21 protein-coding genes, 6 pseudogenes and 1 riboswitch are annotated in these 25,405 nt (G+C 42.4%); of the genes and pseudogenes, 9 read left to right on the forward strand and 18 right to left on the reverse strand.

Annotated features, from left to right (window positions below; all coding sequences use genetic code 11):
* Positions 1 to 127: 127 nt before the first annotated feature.
* Positions 128 to 841, reverse strand: coding sequence for an iron-sulfur cluster repair di-iron protein (gene ric, locus R5H20_RS11920; RefSeq protein WP_006637075.1), 714 nt, complete (start codon positions 839 to 841; stop codon positions 128 to 130).
* 163 nt (positions 842 to 1,004) lie between these two features.
* Between ric and R5H20_RS11925 the strand changes: the two genes are divergently transcribed.
* The 4 genes from R5H20_RS11925 to R5H20_RS11940 all read left to right on the forward strand — a co-directional run bounded on the left by R5H20_RS11925 (position 1,005) and on the right by R5H20_RS11940 (position 4,282).
* Positions 1,005 to 1,376, forward strand: a complete 372-nt coding sequence (locus tag R5H20_RS11925) for a DUF1360 domain-containing protein (protein WP_006637076.1) — start codon at positions 1,005 to 1,007, stop codon at positions 1,374 to 1,376.
* Between the two features lie 396 nt (positions 1,377 to 1,772).
* Complete coding sequence (locus tag R5H20_RS11930; RefSeq protein ID WP_095260012.1) at positions 1,773 to 3,332, forward strand: cellulase family glycosylhydrolase; 1,560 nt, start codon at positions 1,773 to 1,775, stop codon at positions 3,330 to 3,332.
* 154 nt (positions 3,333 to 3,486) lie between these two features.
* Positions 3,487 to 3,744 carry a YnfE family protein gene (locus R5H20_RS11935; RefSeq protein WP_029418854.1) on the forward strand — a complete coding sequence of 86 codons (258 nt, stop codon included), beginning with the start codon at positions 3,487 to 3,489 and terminating at the stop codon, positions 3,742 to 3,744.
* A 25-nt stretch (positions 3,745 to 3,769) separates the two neighbouring features.
* Entirely contained in the window at positions 3,770 to 4,282 is a 513-nt protein-coding gene (locus R5H20_RS11940; RefSeq protein WP_088272866.1) for a GNAT family N-acetyltransferase, read from the forward strand.
* A 287-nt stretch (positions 4,283 to 4,569) separates the two neighbouring features.
* On the opposite strand, the pseudogene R5H20_RS11945 reads toward R5H20_RS11940, so the two are convergent.
* The 7 genes and pseudogenes from R5H20_RS11945 to R5H20_RS11975 form a co-directional block, all read right to left on the reverse strand.
* Positions 4,570 to 4,790: pseudogene (locus R5H20_RS11945) on the reverse strand (pre-toxin TG domain-containing protein); the annotation flags it as partial.
* Positions 4,791 to 5,282: 492 nt separating this feature from the next.
* Positions 5,283 to 6,095, reverse strand: coding sequence for an ATP-binding cassette domain-containing protein (locus R5H20_RS11950; protein ID WP_006637079.1), 813 nt, complete (start codon positions 6,093 to 6,095; stop codon positions 5,283 to 5,285).
* Positions 6,096 to 6,110: 15 nt separating this feature from the next.
* The gene (locus R5H20_RS11955; protein WP_224254411.1) at positions 6,111 to 6,884 is read right to left on the reverse strand and encodes an ABC transporter permease subunit; all 774 of its coding nucleotides are present in this window, start codon (positions 6,882 to 6,884) and stop codon (positions 6,111 to 6,113) included.
* A 29-nt stretch (positions 6,885 to 6,913) separates the two neighbouring features.
* Positions 6,914 to 7,888: an aliphatic sulfonate ABC transporter substrate-binding protein gene (locus tag R5H20_RS11960; RefSeq protein WP_051397521.1), complete on the reverse strand. Its 975-nt coding sequence runs from the start codon at positions 7,886 to 7,888 to the stop codon at positions 6,914 to 6,916.
* Between the two features lie 22 nt (positions 7,889 to 7,910).
* Entirely contained in the window at positions 7,911 to 8,726 is an 816-nt protein-coding gene (locus tag R5H20_RS11965) for a VOC family protein (protein ID WP_006637082.1), read from the reverse strand.
* 7 nt (positions 8,727 to 8,733) lie between these two features.
* Positions 8,734 to 8,935 (reverse strand): annotated as a pseudogene (locus R5H20_RS11970) (M20/M25/M40 family metallo-hydrolase); the annotation flags it as partial.
* Positions 8,936 to 9,399: 464 nt separating this feature from the next.
* Positions 9,400 to 9,611 (reverse strand): annotated as a pseudogene (locus tag R5H20_RS11975) (chitosanase); the annotation flags it as partial.
* A 295-nt stretch (positions 9,612 to 9,906) separates the two neighbouring features.
* A riboswitch (SAM riboswitch) is annotated at positions 9,907 to 10,010 on the forward strand.
* A 110-nt stretch (positions 10,011 to 10,120) separates the two neighbouring features.
* On the opposite strand from R5H20_RS11975, the gene R5H20_RS11980 reads away from it, so the two are divergent.
* Positions 10,121 to 11,317 (forward strand): M20 metallopeptidase family protein, encoded by a 1,197-nt coding sequence (locus R5H20_RS11980; RefSeq protein WP_006637083.1) that lies wholly within the window; start codon positions 10,121 to 10,123, stop codon positions 11,315 to 11,317.
* Between the two features lie 55 nt (positions 11,318 to 11,372).
* Here R5H20_RS11980 and R5H20_RS11985 read toward each other — a convergent pair.
* A pseudogene (locus R5H20_RS11985) lies at positions 11,373 to 11,739 on the reverse strand (UV damage repair protein UvrX); the annotation flags it as partial.
* A 359-nt stretch (positions 11,740 to 12,098) separates the two neighbouring features.
* Between R5H20_RS11985 and R5H20_RS11990 the strand changes: the two are divergent.
* Both R5H20_RS11990 and R5H20_RS11995 read left to right on the forward strand, forming a co-directional pair.
* Positions 12,099 to 12,377: pseudogene (locus tag R5H20_RS11990) on the forward strand (Tn3 family transposase); the annotation flags it as partial.
* Between the two features lie 684 nt (positions 12,378 to 13,061).
* Positions 13,062 to 13,574, forward strand: coding sequence for a hypothetical protein (locus R5H20_RS11995; protein WP_006637087.1), 513 nt, complete (start codon positions 13,062 to 13,064; stop codon positions 13,572 to 13,574).
* A gap of 1,032 nt (positions 13,575 to 14,606) precedes the next feature.
* On the opposite strand, the gene R5H20_RS12000 is transcribed toward R5H20_RS11995, so the two are convergent.
* The 6 genes and pseudogenes from R5H20_RS12000 to R5H20_RS12025 form a co-directional block, all read right to left on the reverse strand.
* Positions 14,607 to 15,095, reverse strand: a complete 489-nt coding sequence (locus R5H20_RS12000; protein ID WP_206702743.1) for a carbonic anhydrase — start codon at positions 15,093 to 15,095, stop codon at positions 14,607 to 14,609.
* A 17-nt stretch (positions 15,096 to 15,112) separates the two neighbouring features.
* Positions 15,113 to 17,728, reverse strand: a complete 2,616-nt coding sequence (locus R5H20_RS12005) for a DUF2309 domain-containing protein (RefSeq protein ID WP_006637090.1) — start codon at positions 17,726 to 17,728, stop codon at positions 15,113 to 15,115.
* Positions 17,725 to 19,257 carry an NADH dehydrogenase subunit 5 gene (locus R5H20_RS12010; protein WP_040348055.1) on the reverse strand — a complete coding sequence of 511 codons (1,533 nt, stop codon included), beginning with the start codon at positions 19,255 to 19,257 and terminating at the stop codon, positions 17,725 to 17,727. The genes R5H20_RS12005 and R5H20_RS12010 overlap by 4 nt, the downstream gene beginning before the upstream one ends.
* Positions 19,258 to 19,431: 174 nt before the next feature.
* Complete coding sequence (locus R5H20_RS12015) at positions 19,432 to 19,806, reverse strand: Na-translocating system protein MpsC family protein (RefSeq protein ID WP_006637092.1); 375 nt, start codon at positions 19,804 to 19,806, stop codon at positions 19,432 to 19,434.
* A gap of 902 nt (positions 19,807 to 20,708) precedes the next feature.
* Complete coding sequence (locus R5H20_RS12020) at positions 20,709 to 21,047, reverse strand: winged helix-turn-helix domain-containing protein (RefSeq protein WP_006637093.1); 339 nt, start codon at positions 21,045 to 21,047, stop codon at positions 20,709 to 20,711.
* A 531-nt stretch (positions 21,048 to 21,578) separates the two neighbouring features.
* Positions 21,579 to 21,713, reverse strand: a pseudogene (locus tag R5H20_RS12025) (T7SS effector LXG polymorphic toxin); the annotation flags it as partial.
* A gap of 856 nt (positions 21,714 to 22,569) precedes the next feature.
* Between R5H20_RS12025 and R5H20_RS12030 the strand changes: the two are divergent.
* Both R5H20_RS12030 and R5H20_RS12035 read left to right on the forward strand, forming a co-directional pair.
* A complete protein-coding gene (locus tag R5H20_RS12030) occupies positions 22,570 to 23,676 on the forward strand; it encodes a response regulator aspartate phosphatase (protein ID WP_006637095.1) in 1,107 nt (368 codons plus the stop codon).
* Positions 23,673 to 23,798 (forward strand): hypothetical protein, encoded by a 126-nt coding sequence (locus R5H20_RS12035; RefSeq protein ID WP_255131212.1) that lies wholly within the window; start codon positions 23,673 to 23,675, stop codon positions 23,796 to 23,798. Before R5H20_RS12030 ends, R5H20_RS12035 begins: the two co-directional genes overlap by 4 nt.
* A gap of 138 nt (positions 23,799 to 23,936) precedes the next feature.
* On the opposite strand, the gene R5H20_RS12040 is transcribed toward R5H20_RS12035, so the two are convergent.
* The 3 genes from R5H20_RS12040 to azlC are packed head-to-tail and all read right to left on the reverse strand — an operon-like array spanning position 23,937 to position 25,209.
* On the reverse strand, positions 23,937 to 24,128 hold the full coding sequence (locus R5H20_RS12040; protein WP_006637096.1) for a hypothetical protein: 192 nt from the start codon (positions 24,126 to 24,128) through the stop codon (positions 23,937 to 23,939).
* A gap of 41 nt (positions 24,129 to 24,169) precedes the next feature.
* On the reverse strand, positions 24,170 to 24,502 hold the full coding sequence (locus R5H20_RS12045) for a branched-chain amino acid transporter permease (protein WP_029418843.1): 333 nt from the start codon (positions 24,500 to 24,502) through the stop codon (positions 24,170 to 24,172).
* Positions 24,499 to 25,209: an azaleucine resistance protein AzlC gene (gene azlC / locus R5H20_RS12050; protein ID WP_006637098.1), complete on the reverse strand. Its 711-nt coding sequence runs from the start codon at positions 25,207 to 25,209 to the stop codon at positions 24,499 to 24,501. Before azlC ends, R5H20_RS12045 begins: the two co-directional genes overlap by 4 nt.
* Between the last annotated feature and the right edge of the window lie 196 nt (positions 25,210 to 25,405).

Genomic DNA, 25,405 nt, shown 5'->3' on the forward strand with positions numbered 1-25,405 from the left:
AAAACAGAGGATCTAAGCGGGATCCTCTGTTTTGATTTTTATTCCGCGGCTCCAAAATTCATAAAAAAGACTGTCTAGAAGACAGTCTTAAGACAGAGAATCTCGACAAGATCCTCTGTCTTTATTGTTATTGCTGCGCTTCTTCTTTTAGACGCGGGAACAAAATATTATTTTCTAGGTGAATATGCTGAAAAAGGTCTGATTCTAATTCGTCAAGCTTTAAGTAAGTGAGCGTATATGTTGTGCACGCTCCTTCCGGAAGGGCGTAATCATTTGTTATTTTGCGTAACTCTTTCAATATGTCGCCTGCTGCCTCATGCTCTTTCTCCAGCGTATCGATCGCTTCAACAGCGTCTGTCAAGTGGATGGCTGACTTTGTTTCTTCATAAGCCGTGATTTTAGGAAAGATGTGCTCTTCTTCCTGGATGAGGTGGTGTTCCAATTCTGCTTTCAGCTGATGAAACAGCTGATGCACCTGAGCGAGTTCAGGATGATGACGGCCGTGGACGCGGTATACTTTTGTGACAAATCCAGAGAGCTCAGGCAAGACTTCATATAAATAGGCGTGATGGGTATTGACCACATAGTCGATCAGGCTGGAATAGCGGGCTTCACTCCAGTTTATCTCCTTCTCGTTTAACGTTTTTGTCTGTTCATACAGTGTATTGATTTTCGTTAATATCTCTTCTTCATTTAAATTCTGTTCTTGAATGGCTTCGGCGATTGGTCGGTTTCCTCCGCAGCAGAAATCGATTCGATATTCCTTTAACAGACGGCTGGCTTTTGGAAAACGGGTCACAATATCACCGGTTTTTGTATTTCTGTCAAATGCTGTTTCCATGCAAAAAACCTCCTGAAACTTATATTTTCATGCTATGAAATAACTGTATCCTGTTCAGGGAGAGAAGATCGTGATCTACATCACAAAAAATCGCATCAGCAGCAATAAGTTGAAGGGAAAGGGGAATAGCTAACATATAACTTTCGTTTTGTGGAGGCCCAATATGAAGGAACTATCCTGGCTTACGTATGTGATGCTGATTCTCGCCAGCTACCGGTTAACCCATTTGATTGTCTTTGATAAAATCACGGAGTTCATTCGAAAGCCGTTTATGAAGAAAGAGAAAATCGTTGATAAAACAGGGCATGTTGATGTGAAAAAGGTGCCGAAGTCGAACTTTGGCTATTTGCTGAATTGCTACTGGTGCGCGGGTATTTGGTGCGCCCTTATCATCGGCCTCGGCTATTTGCTCATGCCGAAAGCGAGCACCCCGGTCATTTTTATTTTGTCGATCGCGGGAGCACAGGCGATCCTTGAAACATTTGTGGGAATCGGAACAAAGCTTGTCGGTTTTTTATCTGATTTAAATAAATAACCATTCCTTTTCAGCTGAATCGGATGGTTTTTTATTTTTTTGTGAACAAAGCTGAATTATGACGACTTTTTGAACATTTTCTCTAGCGCTTTACTCCCGAAAAAAAGACATAGAGAATTTATTTCAATTTTTAAAATTTGCAATATAAAGAAAAAGAATGTGCAAAGTCCTGTTCATGTGATCTTACAATTGCCATACATTAGCATTCCGACCTTCCGGCAGATACGAAAAGAGGAAATAGATAGATTTTTAAGTCTCTTAAAAACAAGAAATATGGTTGATAGACAATCATTCAAAAGGTTTTTTACAATCAAAGTCGTGCTAAATGCAAGAAAAGGAGGGAAAAACATCCGGCAGAAAAGCATGCTGTAAAATACTCATTTTGGAGGAAAAAGAATGCGACATTTTAAACGTTCAGTCTCTGTCTTCATGACTTGTTTAGTGATTGCAGCGCTTGTGTTCAGCGGTGCGATGACGCCACAAGCATCTGCAGCCGGTTCAAAAACGCCAGTAGCCGCAAACGGCCAGCTTTCAATCAAAGGCGCACAGCTTGTCAATCAAAACGGAAAAGCCGTGCAGTTGAAAGGAATCAGCTCGCATGGTTTGCAGTGGTACGGCGATTACGTCAATAAAGCAAGCTTAAAATGGCTCAGAGATGACTGGGGCATTACTGTCTTCCGTGCGGCCATGTACACGGGTGAAGGCGGCTATATTGACAACCCGTCTGTTAAAAGCAAAGTCAAAGAAGCTGTTGAAGCGGCAAAAGAACTCGGAATATACGTGATCATTGACTGGCATATTTTAAGCGACGGCAATCCAAATCAAAACAAAGCAAAGGCAAAAGAATTTTTCAAGGAAATGTCCAGTCTTTACGGCAACACGCCGAACGTCATTTATGAAATCGCCAATGAACCGAACGGTGATGTGAATTGGAACCGTGATATCAAGCCGTACGCAGAAGAAGTGCTTTCTGTGATCCGCAAAAACGATCCGGATAACATTGTCATCGTCGGCACGGGAACGTGGAGCCAGGATGTCAACGATGCTGCGGACAACCAGCTGAAAGACGCCAATGTCATGTACGCGCTCCACTTTTATGCGGGTACACATGGACAATTTTTAAGAGATAAAGCGGATTATGCACTAAGCAAAGGCGCTCCGATTTTCGTTACCGAATGGGGGACAAGCGATGCATCCGGAAATGGCGGGGTATTTCTTGACCAGTCCCGGGAGTGGCTGAATTACTTGGACAGCAAAAAAATCAGCTGGGTCAACTGGAACCTTTCTGATAAACAGGAATCATCGGCTGCATTGAATTCAGGAGCGTCTAAAACAGGAGGCTGGTCGCTGTCTGACTTATCGGCCTCAGGAAAATTTGTAAGAGAGAATATCCGCGGCTCCAAAGATTCATCCAAAGGATCTGATGCAAACAAAGGCTCCGATTCAAAAGATTCCGGACAAAAAAAACCGGACAAAGGCAAGTCTGATCAGGACAGCGGTGTAAAAAGCAACAGCATCGCCGTGCAACACAGAGCAGGGGACGGGAATGTGAACGGAAACCAAATCCGCCCGCAGCTCAATATTAAAAACAACAGCAAAAAAACGGTTTCATTAAAAAACTTGACCGTCCGCTACTGGTATAAAGCAAACAACAAAGGACAAAATTTCGATTGTGATTATGCGCAGATCGGATGCAACAATATCACACATAAATTTGTGAAGTTAAATCAATCCGTAAAAGGCGCAGACACTTACCTGGAGCTTGGATTTAAAAACGGGACCCTCTCATCCGGAGCAAGCACAGGGGAAATCCAGATCCGTCTCCACAATGACGACTGGAGCAATTATGCGCAAAGCGACAATTATTCGTTTGTAAATTCCAGCACATTTAAGAATACAAAAAGGATCACATTATATCAAAATGGGAAGCTGATTTGGGGCACAGAGCCTAAATAAGCCCGACGGACACCGATGATGGTGTCCGTTTTCTTATTACAGGCTGGCATATGATATGATGAAGGTAAGAGAGAGGAAGATTTTTGAAAGTGTTCAGCATACAAACGATCAAAACTGGAACATTAGAAATAGAAAGGACGGGTGACCATGGAACATGAATGACACATTACAACAATACATGCTGCTGGTCAAAGAAAACAGCGACTTAATCAATGGACCGGACTATCCCGGTAAGGAAACAGACATTCAAAAACAAAAGGAACAAATCGAATATTACGCAAAACAGCTGCAGCAAGGATTTTCCACAGATGATGACTATGATGAGTTTGCTGATGCGGTGATCAAGTGTGCATACGGAGATATCTCAATGGAAGAATTAGAAACGGTTTATCATGAATTAACCGCACCTTGACAGCCGTTTTAAGGAGAGGAGAACCATGAAGCAATTCATATTGAGCACAGATCGGCTCATGTTGCGAAGCATGACCCGGGATGATGCCGGACATTTGATGGAAATCTTTGGCGATCCAACAGCCATGACATACTATCCGTCAACAAAAGACGAAAAACAGACAATGGACTGGATCGACTGGACATTAGGCAACTATGAAAGGCACGGTACAGGCCTTTGGATTGTTGAAAACAAAGGGACAGGCGAATTTTTGGGCCAATGCGGCATCGTTCCGCAAGAAGTCGAGGGCGTATCCGAAATGGAAATTGGCTACTTATTTGCGAGACGCGCCTGGGGAAACGGCTATGCAACCGAAGCTGCTGCGGCATGCAAACGCTATGGCTTTGAAGAATTGAACCTTCAAAAGCTCGTGTCATTAACAGACATCAATAATCTGCCTTCCAGAAAAGTCGCCGAACGGATCGGCATGACACTAGAAAAACACACCCATAAATGGGGAAAAGAAATTGCTGTTTATTCGGTTTTTCTAACTGAATAAGCGAATAAACGTACATGATCAATTAGTAGATTATCTAGAATTCACCGCGCTGGAAATGTTGAACGGCCATTAGAGCAAATGAAACGTGCTGCGGTAGACCTGATAAATCTAAATATCGAAAGAGCATTCGAAATAAACCGGCAGCTGCAACACAATACAATTTTAAATTCCGTCTCACTAACTTGAGTATACTTAGATATTGAGACAGAATTTCGTTTGAATCGTTAACTTCCGAGAATATATATTATGTAAACTAGGAAAATGAACAAAGAAAAATGGGTTCTGGGTTTGGCACCCTTGCCAAGCCAGCAGACAGCCAAAATGTATCCGGCCGTGCACATTGCTCCTACGCAACCCGCTGACCTTCAAATTTCTCTCCGGTAACGGGATTAACACCCTCAGTGGCTTTCTTGTAATCATAATATCCGGTGATTTTTCCTGCAAAAGTGCTGCCGGCATCCAGCACTTTTTCATACCACTGCCAGCTCGCAAGATCTTCCTGTTTTTTGCGTGAGCTCTTCTTGCTCCGATTTCATATTGATTAGCCGGCCGGCTGCGGCTCTTTTATCATAGTGCACTGAGTGAACTCTTTTGACTAAGCCGGCTGCCTGAATGTTCTTTACCTAAGCCTGCTCAAATGGGATCTCGCCGCTTGCGTTCCCCGTGACTATCGCGCCCAATCCTGAATAGACTCTAGCCGCTCCTCCTGTGAAGCTGACGACTTTCATCACACCGATATCTAGGAAATCGATAAATCCACTGTCGTTTCGTCTTCAACAGTAAAAAAGGCAAGCATGCAGGCTTGCCTTTTTGAAGTCGTTTATAGATCAGATCATTAAATATCAAGTTTACGGCCAAGCCACTTACGATTTCAGGATCGTTATGTGAAAATTACGGACAAATTAATCTGGTGCAGTTTTAAAATTAAGTTTGATTGAACATTCCGTTTTACAAATTTGATTAAAACTCAATTTTCGTACAGCGAAAGTTGAGTAACCTATTAAAATTGATACAGTTTTCTTCTTTCAATATCGTTTGGCGGAGTTTTTCCGTTCATAATTCGAGTAAGCACCTTTTCTTCTAACAAAGCCAGGTTATTAGAAGAGAAATGGCGTGGTCTCGGTGCATCTACTTTTATATCCATTGCAATTTGACCGTCTTCTATTAGGACAATTCTATCGGCTAACCGAATTGCTTCTCTAACATCATGCGTAACTAGTAATGCAGTGAATCCAATTCTTCCCCAAATACTTTCGACTAAATTTTGCATTTCTAATTTAGTAAAAGCATCGAGCGCACTAAGCGGTTCATCAAGCATAAGTAGAGATGGTTCGTGAATTAGTGCTCGAGCAAGGGCTACACGTTGCTTTTGACCGCCAGATAAATTGGATGGCCATTGATCTTTTAAGGACAATAGGCCTACTGCATCTAAAACTCGTTCTGCTTTTTCTGACCAGTTTCCTTTTAAGCCTAGTCCTACATTTTCAATTACCTTTTTCCAAGGTAACAGTCTAGAATCTTGATACATCATTGTTATATTGGCTGTCGATTGACTAGCTGGAACTTTATCAAACAGCAGCTCCCCATTCGTTAATGTTTCTAATCCGGCTACCAGTCTTAAAAGTGTACTTTTACCACTACCGCTTTTTCCGATGATTGCTATAAACTCACCTTTTTCAATTGTTAGTTGTATGTCTTTTAAAACTTCTTTGTTACCGAAAGATTTACTTACATTCTTAATATCAATTTGAATGGCATGATTATGGAGAGACTGTTTATTTTTTTTAACATCTTTTTCTTGTAAATCGCTCAAATCTTCACACCTCTCTTATCGTTGTTTGTTATAGTTTGCATTCCATTTTAAAGCTTTCTTTTCACCAATTTGAGCAATAATATCAGCTGCTTTACCGAGTAAGGCGTATATTACGATACTTAAGATAATAATATCGGTTTGCATAAATTCTCGAGCATTTGTTGCCAAATATCCTATGCCCTCTTCTGTTGGGATTGTTTCTGCAACAATTAAAGTTAACCACATGACACCAAGGGCATATCTTAAGCCTAACAAAATCGAAGGAAGTGCTCCTGGGAAAAGAATATGTTTAAATAAATTCCAACCTTTTAGATTATACATTTTCCCCATTTCGATGAAGCTCGGATCAACAGTTCGAATGCCATGATAAGTGTTAATATATACGGGAAATAAAACCCCTAATATAACAAGAAAGATTTTTGCGCTTTCATCAATACCTAACCACACAATTACAAGAGGTAATAAAGCCAAGTGAGGAATATTTCTTATCATTTGTATTGTTGTATCTGTTAAACGAAACGATAGATTGGAAAGTCCATTTAATATTCCAAGAATAAAACCAATTAATCCGCCAATTAACATACCAATCGCAGCACGTGAGAGACTGGCCAGCACATGTTGCAACAATTCACCGGAAACTGTTAAATTCCATCCGCTCATTAACACTGTTACTGGAGAAGGAAACAATGATGCCGAGACAAGCTCTAGTGAGGAGACTATCTCCCAAATGATCAATAGTATAATTGGAATAATCCAAGGTATGGACTTGTTTAACCAAGTTTGTGTCATTTGTTTCATTCCTTTTTAGCAATTTTTAATTATTGGATAGGCATATCTTTGGATACATCAAGTTTTTTAGGAATTAACCCAATTTCAAAATACTTGTCAGCTTGCTTTTGTTGAGCATCTATTATTTCTTGTGTAATTGGAGTTGCTCCATAAGTACGACGTTCAACCGCTTTGGCAATAATCTTCTCATTAATGCCTAATGCTTTGGATAACAATGCTGTAACTTCATCCTTATTTTCATTTGCCCATTGATCAGATTTATCTATCGCGTCTATTATCGTTTTAACAAGATCCGGGTGATTTTTTGAGAAATCGGGGGTAGCATAATAGAATGTACGGTTTGGATAGCCATAATCCTTATTCTCTGTAAATGTAATGGTGTCAAGTTCTGTTTCTATACCAGCAAAAAAAGGATCATAGGAAGCAAGAGCATCTACTTCTTTTGTTTCAAAAAGAGAACGGCCTTGTGCAGCATCTTCTGGATATACCCATTGAACATCATCAGCTGATAAACCAACTGATTCAAGTGCAAGAACTGTTAAGTAATGGTGGTTTCCGCCTTTTAAAACGCCTATTTTCTTGCCCTTTAATTGTTCAATGGATGTAATCCCTGAATCTTTCAAAACCATTAAACCAACACCTTCAGGATTTGGAGCATCTGCCCCAGCATAAACAAGAGGTTTACCAGATGCTTGGGCAAAAATCCCTGATCCATCAGCAGCGTGACCAAAATCAATAGACTTAGAATAGATTCCTTCTAATAATGTGCCCCCGTGTGTGAAAAGTTTCCATTCTACTTTGTAACCGTCTTTCTCTAACGCTTCTTCTAAAAATCCACTTTCCTTTAGGATATTTAATGTATTTCCTTTTTGATAACCAATTTTTATGACTTTTGTATCTTTACTATCTGAACTTGTTTTTGATGATCCGCAACCAGTGATTATAAGTAATGCTGACATTAATAGAACAAATCCTAGGACTAATTTTGATTTTTTTATAATCATTGATATACATTCCCCTTTTTACTTATTTTTTTGAAAATCTATATATAGAACCCATTACTTGAAAATCTCCTTCATGATCTGAATCTGTAAATTCAACTAAAAATGGCTTTTCTCCTCGATTTTTTAGAGTTTGTGAAACTATCCCGTCTCCAATTGGACTGTAAAATACTATATCCCCACCGTCTAGTTTTAATCGTTGACCGTTGGCGTTTAACGATTCATCAACAAATGGTTCTTCAGTTTTTAAGTTTAAATAGTTGGACCACTTTTCAATTGCACCCTTGAAATCTGGGACTGCAAATGCAACTGATGATAACGAAATGTTCCCTTTTGGATGCTCAGCGATAACAGATCGATTTATTAAATTCTGTTTACGATCATCATCTTTTTCGCCCCATTCTATAAAAAATGGTAATTCAAGCTTTTCACCGGATTTCCCAACATGTAGCAGCTCCCAACTAACAATGCTGCCATCAGGTCTTCTTCTACTGAATGGGGAAGGACCATATACTTCTAAGCCTAAACTTCGAAAACGCTCTGCCTCGGCCTCTAAATCAGTTGATCGAAGAGCTATTCTTGATAAGCCTTCCACAAAATTTTCATTTTGAAATGTCTTCCTTAAGCTGTATTTAATATCAGCAGCTGACTCTACTAATTGTGGATCATACACACCAATCAATTCTATGTAGCTTAAATCGAAATAACTAAGGGAGTTATACGTACCAAGGTATTCATGTTTGCCTCCTTCTACTGCGTATAGCCCCAATTTGTTGTATTCTTCAATCGCTTTTAATGGACTGTTTACAAAATGTACGAGATGATCAAATCGAAATCCCATAATCATTCTCCTCTCCGTCATCGCTCAATACTTTTGCTACTCCTAGTAAGCTTGATGTATTATGACCATTATGGCCACAAGCGTGCATTACCCCTTCGATTGTGGATTTATAGGACACTTTTTTCATCTTGAATCGGCAATGCATCAAAATCTGCTCGAAATGCGATAGTTTTCCCTGGCTTGACACTTTCAATGATGCCAATTACACCATTTCTTCATAACGATTTTGAAGTTCTTTTATAGAAATCAATTTCCAACTCTTCCACCAACCTATCTTTAGTGTTTATAACCATATTTAATAAACAAAAAAGGATGCAGAAATGAATGAAATAATCAATCATTTCTGCATCCTTTGGTTGACCAATCAGATGTCTCTTAATTTAGAACTTTCACAATGTTTATTAATAATTGATATTAAACCAACTAAACCCATTAATCAAGTAGGTTTAATGATTTTTTTAATTTTATAGGGGTAGCTCCAGCGATGCTATTTTACGCCAAGAATAAATGGCTGCAGTAAAAAACACTTACTTGCTCAGATCGGTTCATGCACCTTAACCCCCGCCAAAATAACATGGCGGGGGGTTATTTTAACAGGTCAGGCCATACGGGACAGCAGTGTATTCTGGCTGCAAGAGCCAAAGGGTGCAGCCGGTTTCGTTCCCCTCGCTGCCTACTTGATGGCGAAATCACCGTATTCTTTTGATTGAACATGTATCGGTCCGTTTAGATTGTAGTTGTTCGACTTGAGATAGAGCGAAACACATCCACACGGGCAACCGATTCTCTCCACACATCTCGGGTGTCGGGATCCGCCGGATTCATCAGGTCATCATAGCGTACGTCCAAGAATTTATTTAGCCATTTCTTCTCATCTAGATTGTTCTATATGCCTTATCGCTCCATCCCACGTTATATTTTTTCTCCCATCGTTTTGATGATTTCCGTCTGATCAGAAAATACTCATTTTGCATCATTATCCCAAATGGGAAACTTTGTATAATTTTCCTGAAGTATATGTTAACATACAGTAAAATCCGGTCAAGTCATTTTTAAAAATTTTCTATCAAGTACAATTATTTCTGTTGAATTTTTTAGCTACAGCAGTTTCTGAGGGCACTCTAAGTTAAAAAATAGGATTGACACCCAGAACTTTTCGGTCTATCCTTACAACTAATATTTCTTATCAAGATTGGTGGAGGGAATGGCCCTGCGAAGCCAAAGCAACAGGCTGCAAGCCGCAGTACTGTGCTAATTCCAGGTGTTTGTCACCGAAGATAAGAAGAGCGGAAGCTTAAAAAAGGCCCTCTTCTATTCGGAAGGGGTCTTTTTTAAAGGTAAAATCCGACTAATTACATTGGAAATGTCAAGATTATTACACAGGAGGCTACATGATGGAGACCATGAAGCAGACACTTGCAGAGGTACATGCAGAATTGGAAAGTGATTTCGCAGAAGTCGTCGAATGGCGGCGATATCTGCATCAGCATCCTGAATTAAGTTTTCAGGAGACGAAAACCGCCCGTTTCATCGCCGATAAGCTGCGCAGCTTCGGCTACGAAGATATCCAGACAGAAATCGGCGGGTATGGCATCGTCGCATCGCTGTCAGGGAAAGAGGCAGGACCTACGATTGCCCTCAGAGCTGATTTCGATGCCCTGCCGATAGAGGATGAGAAAGAAACACCCTATCGATCCAAAACACCTGGCGTGATGCACGCTTGCGGACATGACGGCCATACTGCTGCTTTGCTGGGGACTGCCAAAGCATTGATCAAGCATAAAGACAGCCTGAAAGGCAAAGTTGTCTTCCTGTTCCAGCCTGCTGAGGAAGTACCGCCCGGCGGTGCCAAGGCAATGATTGAAGATGGCGCACTTGACGGTGTCGATTATGTTTATGGTGCTCATCTTAACTCTGCTGCCCCTGTCGGGAAGATCGGCGTTGGTGAAGGAGTCAAAATGGCCGCAGTGGATAAATTTGCGATCACCATCCAAGGAAAAGGCGGTCATGGCGCAGCACCACAAGAGGCTGTCGATCCAATCGTCATCGGCAGTGATATCGTAAGTGCTTTGCAGAAAATTGTCAGCCGAAGAGTCAGCCCGCTGGAATCAGCAGTGGTGACTTTGGGTGTCTTCCAGTCAGGTAACGCATTCAATGTCATACCGGATACCGCCAAACTGGAAGGCACAGTCCGGACATTCAATGCCGACATCCGCAAGCAGGTCAGACAGCAAATAGAAGCCATCGTTTCTGGAATCACGAGCGGTTTCGATGCGACTTATTCTATCGATTACCTGCACGGCTATCCTGCGCTTTATAACCATCCAAAGGAAACTGCTTTTTTGCAGCGGCTATTCTCTGAACAATTCGGTGAAGAACAGTTAATAGAACTTGAAACCGGGATGGGAGCAGAGGATTTCGCTTATTACTTGCAGGAAAAACCCGGCAGCTTTTTTAAAGTCGGCTGCCGCAATGAGGATACAGCCACACACTATCCGCATCATCATCCAAAATTCGACATCGATGAGCGGGCATTGCTCATCACGGAGAAAGCATTCACGAAAATCGTATTCTCGCTATTGGGAAGCTAAAGAGGAAATGTCTTGAAGAAGAAAATTGCACTTATATTATTCGGCTTAGCGGCCACTATCGCAGCATTCTCCTTTCTATGCTTGGTGGTCCGCCGACAAGCTTTGATCGCAGACGGGCGGTTCCGGCGTTTGTATAAGAAACGGCTCGTAAAAGTGCCGATGAGCCATACCGTTCCCTTATACCGTCCATAACGTACCCGAGGATCCGCTTTTTTCTTGATTGGGGCGAAATAGATCGAGCTGGATCTGGTTATCATCCTGAATATTGGAAAGAGAAACGGAAATTTTTCGAACTGTTTTTCCTTCATAAAAGTGGTCAAATAATGTAAGGCATATGTGATAAAGATCAAGCGTGATATTTGAAGGGGCTTCAATTCCCCACCGAGCTCATCACGGCTGTATTCAATCCCGAGGCTTACAGCAGCCGTCTGTTCCTTTACTTCACCAGCCGGATGCAAAACTATAAGAGCTGGATATTTCCCGTTATCATCCATTTCATTTGGCAAATGAAGATTCCCAGACATATTCAAATTGTGCTTTTTAAATAGTACTTGTTTTTTCATATTGTTCTCCCCCATTTAATATCTTTAACTTAAGTCATCTTCCTTCGCAAACATCACTTGCCCTTTGTTAAATCGATCCTGGTAAGATTATTCCTCAATGTTAAACCATGGACCTGAAGCTTGAATGACAGTCCAAAGTTTTTCTGGAAGCTCAAGCTCGCTTACTTTTGACTTCTTAAGTGCTGTCTGAATTTCTACTTCTTTTCCATTCTGTACCTTTCTTCGGAAAACATGGGGAATTAAGAGAACGTGCTTTACAGGATCAGCTGCAGCGAGCAAGTGCATTAAGCATACTGATTAATGCCATTAGTGTTTGGAATGCCGTTTATCTATCCAAGGCTACGGATTTACTCCGAAGCAAAGGAACCTTACGGAAGGATTTATTAAAACACGTGTCTCCATTGGGTTGGGAGCATATCAACTTCCTTGGTGAATATCGCTTTGACCCAAAAGGGGCTACCACCTTAGAAACATTGCGGCCATTAAGTCAAGAATAGTAATCAGGCCGGTTACACGCTTAACGTGGTTAAAACCGGCTCTTTTTTGTATTCGGATTTCTTAACGTTGTAAATCCGCGTTTTGTTGGAGTGACCCCGTCCAGATCATCGGGAAGGCGTCCGTTTTTTCATGGCCATGTGTCGTAGGCTGCGGCGGCCGACAGCTGGAGATGAACAGAAGCCGGACACGACCGAAAGGCGGGCGGTATTCCTGTGCAGAAAAGAATAAAAAGGCAGACTCTTGGAAAAAGAGTCTGCCTTTTTATTGCATGTTAGGCGGATACTCCACCTTCAGCAACGTTAAGGGAGGTCTTATTTTTATATCATTCCTATTTTATTAACGTCCTCTTTTAAGTCACTGAAAAAATAGATTGTTTGGATCATGTTGAAAAACAATTGTGATTTTGTCCTGGCAGAAGTAAAGTGCACTATTCATTTTATTAAATAAGCCCCGATTGTTCTATATGCCTTATCACTCTACCCCATGTTATATTCTTTCTCCCCCCCGTTTTGATGATTTTCGTCTGATCAGAAAATACCCATTTCGCATCATTATTCTAAATTTGAAAATTTGTATACTTATCCCCAAGGAAAGGGGGAGATGGATCCGGAAACGATAAACAAGTTGTCTGTTGTTTGCCTATTGATTTAACACTCATTTAAAAATCTCGAGGAGGAAATGGATTGAAGAAAAAGATAATCGCGCCCATCACCGCTATGATGATCGCTTCTTCCTGTCTGCCGGTTTTTGCCCATGCTAAAGAAAAAGAGGCTGACCGCACTGTTTCATCTGCACCGAACGTTAAAGAAACAATGAGTCTTAAACAATTTAAGCCAAGCGCTGCTGCTGTTAATTTCAACGTGAATTTTGACGTCCTCGGCATAGCAAATTCAATTCGAGATGCGGTTGTGCAAAATGCGAATCGAAGCGGTTTTGTCAAAAACATGATGGAATCTACCTTTTACGCTGCGGGACAGCGTTATAATGTCATGGTATTTAATTTAAGCCAGGAATACGAAGATCACTTCAATGGAGTCAAATTCTATGGATCCGCCGTTCTGAACGGAGTGGTGTACGGCATCTGGGTGTTTGAAAGCGGAGAATTCACCAACAAAGGCGACGGCGGCTGGGATAACTGGGCTTTCAGAGGCTGGTTTAACAGAGATGGGAAACATGTCACATTTTATAAGCCGTAAAACGCCAAAGAGGTGTGCATTCTTATCAACTGCACACCTTTTCTTATTTTGTTGAAAGCAATTTTAAGGCGTTCTCTTTTCCGCTCAGAAGTCGCCGTACCGCGGACGGTCACCTAAAGGATCTTCGGCGGCTCTCCCCCGCCATCGGTGTGAAAACGCCAGGCGTTTAAGGTCCATCTATCATGGCTGGAAACTGGACCTGAACGAAAGCTGCATCGATAGAGGGCAGGCGGCCTCCAGGAATGCCCTGCCGTCGCCCAGACAGTTGAAATCCATCCGGTTCTTAGATACTCTTACTGTTTTTAACAATAGAGTTTCATTCCAATCATCTTTTAATTGAAATTCGTTTTTTAAGAATTCTACCAGCAGGCAGCAAGTCACACGCCACTGTGATTATAAGCATGTTTGATAAAATTAACAGGGCCTTTAGTCTTTTCATTTCTTCCTCCTTAAGAGCGGCAAGGGGTTGCAACAAGGTCCTTTCTATTGTTGTCAATATCATGTTCTTGATTTTTCCATGAGCGCGATGCCAGTATTGTCGGTGCATCTGCGGACCCCGTCTTGTTTTTTCGGACTTCACCATTTATGCCAGGATTCAAACGTTTTTGATTTATTCCTAGAGACCATAGCGTCATGTCCCACTCCAATAGCCCAGCATTATAACGGAAAATCATTCCAATCTAGAGACTATTTTAACAGATTTGTCTTTATTTCCGGTCTTTAAATAGATCTGGATAATCTATAAAAAAATTAATTTGGAGGAGCTTTCTGGTCAGCGCAATGATATTAAGCCTTTGTTTGATTGTAGAGTGTCATTCAATTCATGGCATAAAGAATCGCTCTAAATCAATTTAACTCTATATTCGAACTGTTACTTTTAAGTGCTTTTTTAGCTGTACGAAATTGCGATCTATAACCCAGTTTTCCCCGTCCAACAAAAAGCTATATCAGCCTGTGCTTGTATACAAGGACCGGAATCGCTCTCACAGCCTTAAAGAAAAATGGAGCCGAGTCATCTTCGGCTCCATTTTTCTAGTAGTCTTCAATTTCTATTAATTCCTCATGTTCCATGTTTATTAAAAAGCCGCGGACTTTGACATGCGAAGGGATTAACGGATGTCTCCGAATCAGGTCGACGCTTTGTTGTATCCCTAGAGCAACGTTTTTTCCCCCATTCAGCCATTCATCCAGATTGCTGAATGGAAATTCTGGATTGCCATGTTGAAAAAGGTAATCGATAGTCTGTAATCTATCGCTTACATGCGGAAAATCCTCAAGATCGATATCAGCCGCCTGTTCATTTTTGGATCGAACAATTAATATTTCCTCGATTTTTTTCTGGAAGACAAGAGTGATGATATCTCTCATTAAATCGCTGTATGGCTGGGAAATGTGAGAAAATACGGTTTTTAAAGTGACCGTTTTTTCCGGCTGAATCGCTGCCGCATGGCAGATTGACTGTTCAAGCTTATCCTCCATCCCGGTAATTAACAACACATTTTTATTTTCTGTTATTTCCATAACTTTCACCTCATTCATCATTTTGTGTTTGTCCAGTTCTCCCAGTTCCCGTGCGAATCGATCGAAGCAAGGATAATCCAGCCGTTTTCCATTTTTCGACGGAAGCGGTGATCCTGTTCAAGCAGCCGTTCGATATGTTCACGGGGCGCTTCAATGACAACAAGCAGCCGGAGAGGCGCATGATAAATCTCTTGATCTGACAGCATGACAGACTGCCAAGGGAGGCCTGCCAGCAAATCACTTGCATTTCCCTGCATAACGCCAAGTCCGGAAGTGACGGTTTGAGTTGCTTTATTTCCGCTTCCATAGTAATGCGGTGCAACGGTTGACGCGTAGTACTGCAGATTGATCCATTGGGCCACCGTCCCCGGCCCTGAAATGATGCCGCTAAGGATGGAACCGTCTTCGTCTTTCCGCCAGTCATAGCTGTGCAGAAAAGCCCTTCCCTCAAGATCGGCCCCCCGTGTAAGCCGGCGTGAGCCGATGATGAATGAAGCGTTTCGGGCCAGTCCCCATTCGGGGCGGACTTCGCTCCAATCTTCGGCGAAGCGCTCAACTTCATGCCGCGGATTTTTATATCCAAGCTGCGGCAACTCCCCTAAGCGTTCGGCCCCGACAGTACGGCTGACATCGGGGAGCGCCGAGTTGATCCGGTCAAACGCTTGTTGAGCTTTAGCCGGGAGTTCAGGTACATAGATCCACTGCAGTTCATCCAATGTTGTGATGTGCTCTGCGGCAGCGAATACCGTATCATCCGGAATAAAGATGCCGTCGGAGCGGAGCCTCTGTCTGACGCTCGGAAGGTTGCATAAAGCGGCAAGGACGCGTGCATTGAAAGCGCCTGATGCGCCTCCGCAGGCGCCGCAGTCCAGTGCCGAGGCATAAGGGTTATTCGTGCTTCTGCTGCCGTGTCCGCAAATGACAACCAGCGGAGCGAACCGGTCTGTAATGCCCATCATCTGTAATGCCTGTCTGGCATAGGCGGCTTTTTCTTCTTCCGTAAATCCGACCGGAATACCGGCGTCAGGAGTTTCCATGCGATCAAGCGAGAGCTTTGCCTGAGGCTTCTTCAGCCATGCCTTTCGCGCTTTCCGGAAAGCTTGCCCGGCTGCGCGGGGGATCAGGCTGCGCGCGGCCATTTGCAGGCTCAGCCAAGGCCCGCTTACTTCGGGAAGCAGCAAGCCCGCCAATAGATTCTGTTTCATCATTTTAAAGGCGGAGCTGAGCGAAACTGCCGCTTTTTGATGTTCTTGATACGATTGAAAACTGGATTCTTCCGCCGTTTCTTTGACTCGATGCTGCGGTTTAAGAATGACCGGCAGAGAGCTGTGGCTGTGTTTGCTGCCAAGTTCGCACGTTTCGATTGCCAGGTTGAAAAAGCCGGCTGTTCCAAACGTTTCAAAAGGTCCTGATTTCTCTAATGCGCGGCGGAACGGCTCTGAACGGACATCTATACAAAATGCGAGCTGGACCAGCACCGGTTCACTTGTTTCAGCAGCGGCCGGTTTGTTTGCCGCGATGAGCTTCCTTACCTCAGCGGCGTATGTTTGTTCCCACGCTTCCAGCCAGAGGCGCCTGCACGTTATATCATCAAAGCGGCGGGCGAGTGTTAATCTCGCTTTTTGCTCTGCTGCGGAAAGTTCGAGCCATTCGTCAGACGTGATGCCGCCCCAATGCAGCCAGGCCGCAATCAAAGGAGCGAGCTGCATCTCTTTGCCAGGCTTTGGCTCAGACAGCGGCAAATAAGGTTCGATAAGCATCCACTCCATTGAAAGCCGGACAGCAAGATACTCGAGCAACAGCCTTTCTTCGTCCCGCGACTGCCGGGAACGCCAGAGCATCATTCCAGCCCACCCCGGCAGAGAAAGCAAATGAGCTTCAAAGTATGCCTGAACGTCTCCATCAGAAATACCAAGCGCCCTGAGTGATCTTTTCAAAGCGTCCCGCGGTTCTTCCGGCCACCCATTCAGCCTTTGGCGTTCCGCTCGGGGCAGGGCGGGATCATGTTCAACAAGCTGCCGCCATGCGCTGTAAAACCCTTTTTCACGATGCGGAAGCCGCCATGCCGAATGCGATTCATCAAGGAACAGCTTGCACCATTTAATCACATGATGGTCAAGGAGGTGAGCGGTTTTTTGTCCGGCAAAGACGCTGAGCGGTTTGATAAAGCGTGTTTCCCGATCATCGATTGTCCTGCTGGCCGCTTGCTTGGCAAGCTTCTTGACATTGGGGGATGACAATAGCTGTTCAGGGATGTCATCCAGTTTAAGCGCGGCTTTGCAAAATGCTTCCGCTGTTTCCCCCGGCATGCCGGGCTGATGTGAATCGAGCCATTCCATCAGCTTTTTTTCAAGAATCGACTCGTCAATTTCTCCCCGTTGTTTTGCAGAGCGGAATATGGAGGACTTGGGATAGATATCAACATGAAGCTGCTGTTTAAGCCGTCGGGCCGTCTGTTCAAATGTTTGTTCTTCAAGCCCCATCCACGGATGGCGCGCGGCAAAGGTTTGAATAGGCCAAAGCGGCGCAATAACCCGTGCTGCCGATTGAACCAATTCATCAATATTAAAGTCAGCGGCCTGATGTTCATATTTGAAGATCAATTGTTTAGACAATGTGGATGCTGCTTTCATGATTGACGACCTCCTTGAGTAAGATATTGGTCAAGATAATTCGGCCGTCCTTCGACCGAATCGGAATGAGGTTCACCCGCTTTCACAAGGCGCAGATAAAGTGCGCCGGACCATGAAAAGCGCTGGCGAACGATAAAGGCGCCGGCCGCACTGCCGGCTAACAAAACGACTGCCGTTAAAATGGCCGCCATTGCAGGCGGCTGCGCCCCCTGTACAACAGCTTCCTTCAGGAGCCCGTGTAAAAGGAAATGAATGATGGCAAACGCGAGAGAAGCCCCCGTTAAAATGAACAGTCCGGCAATTCGCGTGACGTGTCCGGAACTGGCTGTGACAAGCTGTCTCCAAGCAACAAACAGTGACCAGCCTAAAACAAGGGCGCTGATCAATTGATAGCCGGAGTCCGCAGCTGTGACCCAGCTTCCGATTACGAGAGTAATAGCGAAGACGCCGCCTATGATGTTCCAAAAAAGAGCCGGCCTGCCCGGTTTAGATGCGAACGATTCATAACGGCGTACCGCTGATCCGGCTTGTAGGAAAAGGGCGGCTTTGAACAGGCCGTGCAAGATAAGATGAATAACAGCCGCAATATAAGCGCCTAATGCGCATTGGATGAGCATAAAACCCATCTGCGCGACCGTTGAAGCCGCGAGCTGCCGTTTATAGTCTGTTTGGACAATCATCATACCCGTTCCGAGTAGAACTGAAAGGGCGGCGGGAACAAGCAGAATAATCTGCAACCCATCACCGCTGAACATCGGTGCGAAACGGGTCAGCATGACGCCGCCGACATTTACGAGTCCGGCGTGCATGACCGCGGAAACGGGAGTCGGGGCGATCGCCGAATCGAGCAGCCAGCGATGAAACGGCCACTGCGCCGCAGGAATCATCACCGTTACGATGACGAGGAGGCCGATCCCGGTTTTCTCCCATGAGCCGAGCTGTACAAGGCTTTCTTCCGCTACGGCGGATGATAACTGCCAATGCCCCGTCGCGAGAGACAGCCAAAGAGCCGCTGCCGCTATAGCCACCCAGCTGATTGCAAAAATCCGGCCCGCATAAAAAGCGGCATTTTTCGCTGCCTGCCACGCGCTGTTTAAGCCGATTAGCGCAGTCAAGCCGAACAGCGTGATACCCCAGCACAAGAGGAGCCAGCGAAGATCATCGTTAAGCCAGGCGCATGAAGCCCCTCCTGTCGTAAGCGTCAGCAGCAAAAAGAACTTACGGTAGGAGCGGTCGCCGAACAAATACCGGACAGAATAGCGCTGGACGATAAAGCCGATGGTCAAAACGAACAAGGCGATCAGCCAAGCCAGCGAATCCAAGCGCCAAGGAGCTGCAGCGTAACCGGGATTCGCGGTCATCAATGCCGCCAGCGCGGCGAGCGGAGGCAGGGCAATGATCTTGGCGTGAATCCGTACATATGGCAATGGAACCTTTCGATTCAGCACGAGCAGTGCGCTGAACAAACAGAGCGCAAGCGACGCGAAAAATATTTTCAGCCAAAATAAAGAATCCAGCAGATCAAACACCCGGCATCCCTCCGTCGGCATGATGGAAAAGTACATACTGTTTCATGTCTTGCCTTCCTTTCTGAAAACGTAAAAAAGCCGGTATATTCAGGAATGGCCTATTTCTGCCAATTTTTCTGAATGATACCGGCTTATCTTTAACTCATGTTCATGCTTTAAAGATCTTCCGTTTTTCTATGATAATTTTTTTTGCAGGTCGTTTGCCAATTTAAACACCATGATCCGCTCGCCTGTGCGCGTGCTGATGTCCGTATGAAAGCTGATCGTCTCTTCACCGGTCAGCTCCTTCACCAAGCGGTACAGGTGTTCCATACCCGATTCTACCAAGCCGGAGCGGGTTCTTTTAATTGACAGCAGGCCTTCTTTTGAACTGCAAAGTTCGTACTCGGCGGGCGTCAAAATCCCGTTCAAGGAAACGATGATCATATTTCTGAGAATATCTGTTTTGACAGACACGGATCCCCGTCCCAAGTAGTCTTTTTCCCATTGGGTTAAGGCTTTGCTGATCTCAGCCTCCAAAGACCCCTTCGTCACTTTCTGCTTTTCCAATGTTATATCCTCCTAAAAAACGGTATATTTCTTTTCCTTATACAAATAGGGAAAATGAAATATACCGTCCTATCAAAATGTTAATGTCATGCATGTAAAGAATGCTTTTTCACGCGGCCATAATGGCATTATAGCCGAATGCTAAAGCTCTTTTGCATGAGATTACGATTATTGATTTTACGGGGTTATTTTTTAATATCATAGCTTTTAAAATTTATCATGTCAATACCGTATTGTTTTTGTATGAAAAAAAGAAAAATTCAGAAAACAGACGAACTGCTATTTCGGAGCTGAGGAGAGCTATATTTTCTAGCAAGGTTTTAAAGAGAGCGGTTTAATGGCCGCTCTCTTTTTGTTTGAAATTATATTGTGGTCTTTGGAACATACAGGGCGGATGAGCAGAATCACCAGCCTTGAACAATCGTATCTTTATAAATCGAATGTTGTTTTTAATCCAACGCGGCCTTTTCACTTTATCGAGGCTGAATTAGCATAATACTCCCTCTCTCCCTTTCATAACATTTGTTTTCAGAATTAGGGTTATGTGAACAAATCTTTTGAGCAGAATTACATAACGTTCCCCTACTATCAAGTGTATAGTGACAGAATTATATGTCATTCAGTGACATAATTATTTACGTTCAACCTAAAGCAACAGAATTCTGACACTTGGATTTTCTGTACCTTCTTACAAGAAAAGTGATGAGTGGCTCGGCTCCGTTTCTTAGGTCCTCTATATACACACTCGGTTGACCACTTTAGCGTCCGTGAAGTGAAAGGAATAGCCAGGCTCTAATAAGTATAGAAACGACGCATAGAGCATGGCTATCCTGAGGAATTCGAGCTGAAATTCTGACAGTTGTCGGCCGATCAATAGGAAAGATCCTACTAATTGCCAAACATCACTTAATCTGATTCAAATAGTTTATCCCCTTCTTCGAGATAAACCATCGATTAGCTCTGCTTTTGTCCTCGATTTCTTCTTTCCCTCTTACGAGTCCTTTCTTGGCAAGTGTTGTGCATGCTGAGCGACTAAAATTATGATATCTTAATTCGGCTTTTGAATTGACTAGGATTTCTCGCTGCTCATAGGATAAATTCAAATTGTTTGCTATCTCCGGATAAAGCTCCCTTATTAGCGCTCCCTCATTCCCTCTCTCCTTTAACAATGTAAGAATTTCCAACCTAAACTTTGATGCTGGTGGTAGCATGCCTTTTTTGAATTTTTGTCGGCAAGTCACTTTAAATTCCTCCTTTACTGTATACACGCCGAAGTATATCAGAAAGGAGTCTCGAAAAAAGGGACCTTGCTATCAACAGTATTTTCCAGACGGCCGACTTGTTACAAGATATCTTTAGAATTCCGCGACACTTCGATGTTTGGTTCAAAAATCACGGATTTTTTCCCCGGCAACGCCGCAAAATACCCTGCAAGAATCGTGAGGGCCCTAGCCAAAAGAAGCCGACGCTTGGTGTTTTCGTATCGAGATGCCTGTTGCTTACCTTGCAGTCGTCGCCCTGGGCAATGTTTGCCCCAAAAAGGCTGCACTACTATTTCGGAACTGAGGAGTGCTTAAATTAAAGAGAGTGGTTTAATGGCCACTCAATTCCGGAAAGGATTATCTCAAATTTAAAAAGAGAGGGAAACCCTCTCTAATCATTATAGAGTATTATAATCCCAGTAAACATCGACATTAACTGTTGCACCGGCTTCGCAATCGTTATTTTTTGCTTCAACGTATAGTTCCTTACCAGATATATCACGTAAAGGCGATATGGCTGACTTTAGCAATCGTGGCGTTGGCTTTTGATACCAAATGTTTCGTTGTTTGATCAGCCGCATTCAAACCTTGTTCCAATTCGTGTTCGAGGAAAGCTTGTGAAATAAATCCGTTGTGATTAGGTTCTCCCAGGATTGAACCGATCATTTCAACACCTCACTTCCTCAAAAAAACATGACAAAAGTAATGACCAATAATGAGTTTACCACTATACGAAAAATGATTGGTGAATAAATCCTGTCTATCCAAGAAAATGAATCTCATTGATCAGGTCTAAATGCATGAACCGAATGTTATTAAGTAAGGTCTTCCTGTGCCCGGTTTGTTCTGAAGTTTTGCCGAGAAAATTGGCGGTCTAAAGGATCCGACACTGATACTCCCTGGCCACTTATAAACGATAAAGTGACTTTATTCTATTCCAACAATATCATCCAACTGTATAATATGCTTTTCATCCGTAAGGCTCATGATACGCAACTCCCCTTCTAGGCATCAACATAGTGGATATGTCCAGTGAGCTCTTTTCTCTTTCCTCTCTGATGAAAGAGGAATTGTAAAGATTTGTTTTATCCCAGGATCAAAACTTTTGGGAATGGACAATCTATTCAGAGAAGACTATTATAGTTTTTTCAATCTAACGATTAGATGCCCCCTAAGATAGATGTTTTTTAAAATTTAATGCTTTCCAGAATAATTACAGTATATTTCAAGGACCTTTATATTGCGGTCCAGCAGATTAGTTTACAGCTGCTTGAATGGTGAGTGGGGTATGATTTAAAGAATATCCTGTATCTCAAAATGAAAAGGATATATCTCCCCACCTGGACTGATCTGGATAATGTTATGATTAATTTACATATATAATCAATTTTGGGTGAATGTTGTAAATTAAAACTCTTTTTTGTAAAATGAGAATTAAGAGCCACAATATCGGTTTTAATTTTCTAAATATTTAAAACAATAAGAGAGGAAGAATGTTAACATGGTGGAGACGAAAATAGCCCCTGAAAAAATGGCAAAAATGCTAAATCAATGGTATGGCATGATTAAACGTCATCAAACCGCAGAAGCGGCTGCTTTAAAAGAGGAGATCCGTAGTTTGCTACCTCATATGGATGAAAATCAGGATCTTCTTATTTATTTCAACCTCTTAGATTTTCGCTACAAGGTGTTAACAGAAGAAAAACTTGAGGAAGCTGATAAAGCCTATTGTATCATCAAGGGTATTGGCGAAGAAAACACTGATAATATGATCGTTTATTATTCGTTGTTTTTCTCAGGTGTATATGAGTTTTACAAAAAGAACTACGTTGAAGCTATATGCTTTTATCAACTGGCCGAAGCAAAACTTCGTAATATCCCCGACCAAATAGAACATGCAGAATTCCATTATAAAATTGCTGAAGCATATTATCAGATAGACCAACATCTTATTTCTATAAGCCATGCATTAAAAGCAAGAAGCATTTTTCGAGAACATGAAGAATATAAGCACAGATCGATTAAATGTGAAATGATTCTTGGAGCTAACATGTATGATATGTATAGATTTTCCCAAGCGGAAGAGCACTATCAAAAAGCTTTGAATGAAGCCAAAAGCTCAGGATTTCCAAAGGAAGTTGGCATAGTTTATCATAATCTCGGTTTAATATATGATAGAAAAAATATACCTAAACTAGCTGAAGAATACTTTATAAAAGCTATTCACATTAAAGAGCACTTAGAATCAATAAATGGTGTTAGAAGTTTATATATGATAGCAAGTGTTCTTTACAGAAATAATCAAGTTGCCGAAGCAAGGAGTTGGTATGATAAGGGCCTTGAAAAGGCAGAATCGTTAAAAGAAAAGGAATACGAAGCAAAACTAAAGCTGATCCATGCTTTATATGATTGTCATAATGATTCTTTAATAAATGAAGCTTTACAATACCTTGAACAAAAAAATCTATGGCCAGATACATCAGAACTTAATGAACAAATTGCGGAATATTATTTAAAACAAGGAAATTTAATCAAGGCTGTTGAATACTATAAAAGAGCATTAAAAGCAAAAAATCAAATTATGAAAGTAATGGAGGCGTTAGCATGAAAAAACTAAGTATCATCGGAATTTTAAGCATCCTTACAATCACTTTTGCTTTTGTCCCTCTTGAAAAAGCGATTACTGGCGGAACATCAGGTTTTCAAGTAGCTGAAAAAGCAATCACATAAACACATTGGAGCGATATCTAAATGAATAAAAGTTACTCTCGTTTAGCGACAAATTCTTTAAAACATTAATGCAAAAATGTATTATATGGACAAAAGAGCGGGTATCTTCAAATTTCCCGCTCTTTTTTGTGCAATTACCTATATAGGCTCACTTCCGTATGCAATTACCATATGGCTTTGCACTTCAAGCTTAGCTTCTGCAAACCCCGCCTCAAATTTGGTTAATTCAATTCCTAGCGACTTTGCATACGAATCATTCTCTACTTGCTTATAAATTTGTTCGCGGTATTCTTCATAGATTTGATACTCGTTAATTTTCTTTTTCACCATCCCCAGCCTCCTTTGATATTCACAAATCCTAATCGGTATGATCAAAAAATCAATTGCACCAAAATCATATAGACAACAGTTCCACCTGCTATAGAAAGGAGCATATTCTTCTTCCAAAAGTGAAGCAGCACAACTGCAGACGCCCCAATCAATTCAGGGACGCCGTGACTTCCAGAAAGTAAACTCACATCTTTAAAGCAATAAATAACTAGAAGCCCAATTACTGCCGACGGCAGCACTTTACCGAGATACTGTACATATTTCGGTGTCGGTTTGCCCGATGGGAAAATCATAAATGGAAGGAACCGTGTCAGCATTGTTCCAAGCACTACCATAGCAATTGTGATGATTTGCTGCGTTACACTCATTGTCATGCGGCAACCTCAACTTTCTCCAATGGTTTTCTAAAAGCGGTAAGTACCCCCAGAATCGCAAGCATCGCAGGAATCATGAAGTTGTTTCCGCCGAAAATCATCAGGCTGGCAGCTGAAATTCCAAGCCCTGTGAGAGCGCTATAGTGCCGTTTCTCTTTCATCCACTGTTCAACGAAAATCACAACAAAAAGAGCCGTCATCACAAAATCGAGCCCTTCTGTGTTGAACTTGACAAGAGATCCAAAAGTGCCGCCAATCGCTGCTCCTATCACCCAATAGAAATGATTGAGCAGTGTCACGAAAAACATAAACCAGCCCTTGTCTACATTCTTCGGAACATTAACGGTACAATTGATAGAAAAAGACTCATCGCACATCCCGTAAATCAGATAAAACTTTTTCTTGCCGGTTCCCCTATACTTATCCAGCATGGAAATGCCATAAAAAAGGTGTCGTGCGTTCACCATTAAAGTTAAAAAAAGAGCATTCATCGGGTTGAACGCCCCAAGCAATAAATTGGCTGCGACAAACTCCATTGACCCCGCAAAAATTGCAAAGCTCATGATGATTGGATAAATGGCGCTGAACCCTAATGAATTCATATAGATCCCATAGGCAATCCCCAAAAAGACAAAGCCCGCCAAAATAGGAACTGTATATGGAAAAGCCGCGCGACATGCAATCCATATTTGATTTCTTTTTTTCATATGATCCACATCCTCAGCTGCTAACTTAATTCCATACAAATTTAACACACGAAATCCATACAATAAATAAGATAATTGTATGGATTACAATAAAATAAATGCCTCCATTTGGATGAAATGGAGGCTGATAAAAAATGAACTTCCTTTTTGAAACCATACAATAAATGATATGATTGTATGGAATACGATATAAGAG

Source organism: Bacillus sp. KICET-3 (assembly GCF_033261025.1).
In the GTDB taxonomy this organism is placed as follows: domain Bacteria; phylum Bacillota; class Bacilli; order Bacillales; family Bacillaceae; genus Bacillus; species Bacillus sonorensis.

Coding starts and splice junctions, on each gene's coding strand:
- ric (WP_006637075.1), bottom strand. CDS start 841: ATGGAAACAGCATTTGACAGAAATACAAAAACCGGTGATATTGTGACC.
- R5H20_RS11925 (WP_006637076.1), top strand. CDS start 1,005: ATGAAGGAACTATCCTGGCTTACGTATGTGATGCTGATTCTCGCCAGC.
- R5H20_RS11930 (WP_095260012.1), top strand. CDS start 1,773: ATGCGACATTTTAAACGTTCAGTCTCTGTCTTCATGACTTGTTTAGTG.
- R5H20_RS11935 (WP_029418854.1), top strand. CDS start 3,487: ATGAATGACACATTACAACAATACATGCTGCTGGTCAAAGAAAACAGC.
- R5H20_RS11940 (WP_088272866.1), top strand. CDS start 3,770: ATGAAGCAATTCATATTGAGCACAGATCGGCTCATGTTGCGAAGCATG.
- R5H20_RS11955 (WP_224254411.1), bottom strand. CDS start 6,884: ATGACACAAACTTGGTTAAACAAGTCCATACCTTGGATTATTCCAATT.
- R5H20_RS11960 (WP_051397521.1), bottom strand. CDS start 7,888: ATGATTATAAAAAAATCAAAATTAGTCCTAGGATTTGTTCTATTAATG.
- R5H20_RS11965 (WP_006637082.1), bottom strand. CDS start 8,726: ATGGGATTTCGATTTGATCATCTCGTACATTTTGTAAACAGTCCATTA.
- R5H20_RS11980 (WP_006637083.1), top strand. CDS start 10,121: ATGGAGACCATGAAGCAGACACTTGCAGAGGTACATGCAGAATTGGAA.
- R5H20_RS12000 (WP_206702743.1), bottom strand. CDS start 15,095: ATGGAAATAACAGAAAATAAAAATGTGTTGTTAATTACCGGGATGGAG.
- R5H20_RS12005 (WP_006637090.1), bottom strand. CDS start 17,728: ATGAAAGCAGCATCCACATTGTCTAAACAATTGATCTTCAAATATGAA.
- R5H20_RS12030 (WP_006637095.1), top strand. CDS start 22,570: ATGGTGGAGACGAAAATAGCCCCTGAAAAAATGGCAAAAATGCTAAAT.
- R5H20_RS12035 (WP_255131212.1), top strand. CDS start 23,673: ATGAAAAAACTAAGTATCATCGGAATTTTAAGCATCCTTACAATCACT.
- R5H20_RS12040 (WP_006637096.1), bottom strand. CDS start 24,128: ATGGTGAAAAAGAAAATTAACGAGTATCAAATCTATGAAGAATACCGC.
- R5H20_RS12045 (WP_029418843.1), bottom strand. CDS start 24,502: ATGACAATGAGTGTAACGCAGCAAATCATCACAATTGCTATGGTAGTG.
- azlC (WP_006637098.1), bottom strand. CDS start 25,209: ATGAAAAAAAGAAATCAAATATGGATTGCATGTCGCGCGGCTTTTCCA.